The organism is Alistipes sp. AF48-12 (assembly GCF_003477565.1).
In the GTDB taxonomy this organism is placed as follows: Bacteria; Bacteroidota; Bacteroidia; order Bacteroidales; family Rikenellaceae; genus Alistipes_A; species Alistipes_A hominis.
In genome coordinates this window covers 1-2,099 of the sequence record NZ_QUDJ01000046.1, presented here as the reverse complement: position 1 = coordinate 2,099, position 2,099 = coordinate 1, and the positions used below count along the sequence as shown (strand labels likewise).

Sequence of the window (2,099 nt, the reverse complement as noted above, 5' to 3'; positions counted from 1 at the left end):
TACTTATGGATTTTGAGAATAATAAAGACTATATTTGGTGGAATTCTAAAGATCATTCTATCCTTATGATAATTACGATGTATTATATCACTGGTAATGAGAAAAAAGCTAAAGAACTCGCTATATCTTATTATCAAAATGATAAATGTGGAAGATGGTATAAGAATGTATTACGATATTTCGAAGAATCAAATAATTTTCAAACTAACAAACAGCAAACCGACTGAATAAGCGGAACGCTGCCAAACATTATAAACTCTGGATATAAGGATGAATGTATGAATAATCAATATGCAGTTTTAATAAGTAGTGAAATCCCCGAACTTGGAGAATTGGACTTACTGCGCTCAATTTACCGAGAGTTGAATGGTTATATGGAAGATTACAATAACCAAATCAACTTAGATGATTTGGGAGATTGGAAACTTCTCATACAGATAAATCTTCGAAATACTAATGGGGGGATTGGGATTTTCAAACGGGCAAAACGTTTCCCATCTAATAAAGAGTTTGAAATATCTATTTCCATACCAGTACCAAATTTGGAGGAAGCACGCTATGGAATATCCGATATGACGGGGATTTATATTCCTTTAAATATTAAAAACTTCTACATTCTTTCTCCATGCTTTAGTAAATATGATAATTTGTATCATTATATTCTTGAGAGTGCAAAACAAGCCATAGATGCAGCTTTTACTTATGGCTTTACATGTAACGGCAAAAGAATAAAGAAAAAAGAGTTTATAACAAACAGCACTACCGACTGAATAAGGCGGAACGCTGCAAACCATTAGTCATGTACTATAAAACAGAAATGAAGATAATAAAACTATATAAGGTAATTAGTTCTGATGAAGTCATATTATTTGATATGGATTTCATTAGAAAACTATTAACTACCTACGATAATTATATTTCAGCTACATGGTTAAATGAATCCGTAAGTCATATCGAAATCAATTATTCGGGTAGAGCGTGGAAAACAATAAATAGTTTCTTCCATTATTTGTCACAACACAATAAGGAGATTGTTTATTTATCCGCAGCTTCTAAAAAAGAAAGCACTTCTTTGTTTTATACTAATGAATTGCTTAATCAAATCAAACCGGAGTGCTGTGGATTGATAGACCTGATAATTGAAACAAACAATCAGAATATGGAAAATTTATATTCATTGATAAAAAACATTTCTGATTTTTATCATTTTGATTATGGATATTGTTTTAATCTAAAGAAGAATCAAGATTTGTTTTCTGAAGTAATAGATAAGAAATCTTTTATCACTCTTTATTTTCTGTTACAAGCCGAGTCACTTCGGTGCAAATTGAAGAAACTAAGCGAAGAAGGGAGGTTTTGTTGCAAGTTAAACAAGGTGTTATCCCGCAGATTTATGAGATAAATATATGGAATAATAAACAGTTAGAACAAGCAATAAAAGAAAAGTTGTTTATCAACAAAACGAGAAAATTGAATAACAATTTAAATATAGTTGAATGTCGGACATGACTAACAAACAGCAATCCGACTGAAAAGCGGAACGCTGCCGAACATTACTAACGATAACAAATTTGTATGAAAGTTTTTATTGGAGGTGAATTGGAACATAGTATTTCTGATAAGTTTCGTAAAGCAAGAAACTCTGTAATAGAATATATGGATTGTCTATGTGATATTTCATATATTAATGAACTAAGTTTCTATGTATTCTGCTTAAAAGGATTTACTACAAATCCATTAAGTCGATATTCGAAAAAACGTAATCGGATAGAATTGGAAATTCTACTCCCATTTGATAAATTTGAAACAGCAAATGATTCTCAATGTGTTGAGATATTGAAACAAAGTATTCTTGATGCTATTGAGAACTATAAAAATAAAAACATTCCACAACAATATATTGATGTAATTGTAGAAAAAATGAAAGCATCAATTAATGAATGAATTCGTTAGTAACAAACAGCACTACTGCTTAAAGCGGAACGCTATTGAACATTACAGCTATGGATATAACGAATAGAATTATTGTCGCCTTACTGGAACGAATGAAAAGTAGAAACAAGAACTTTTCATTATCAAGACCTAAGTTTCATCGGTTG

General features: G+C 30.5%; 3 protein-coding genes and 1 pseudogene. All 4 read left to right on the top strand.

The features are described from left to right. Positions 1 to 227, top strand: a pseudogene (locus DW082_RS14750) (hypothetical protein); the annotation flags it as partial. 51 nt (positions 228 to 278) lie between these two features. Next, complete coding sequence (gene imm9 / locus DW082_RS14090) at positions 279 to 770, top strand: Imm9 family immunity protein (RefSeq protein WP_004295321.1); 492 nt, start codon at positions 279 to 281, stop codon at positions 768 to 770. A gap of 29 nt (positions 771 to 799) precedes the next feature. After that, positions 800 to 1,402 carry a hypothetical protein gene (locus tag DW082_RS14085; RefSeq protein ID WP_118459185.1) on the top strand — a complete coding sequence of 201 codons (603 nt, stop codon included), beginning with the start codon at positions 800 to 802 and terminating at the stop codon, positions 1,400 to 1,402. 173 nt (positions 1,403 to 1,575) lie between these two features. Then, on the top strand, positions 1,576 to 1,944 hold the full coding sequence (locus DW082_RS14080; RefSeq protein WP_004295261.1) for an Imm44 family immunity protein: 369 nt from the start codon (positions 1,576 to 1,578) through the stop codon (positions 1,942 to 1,944). Positions 1,945 to 2,099: the final 155 nt, after the last annotated feature.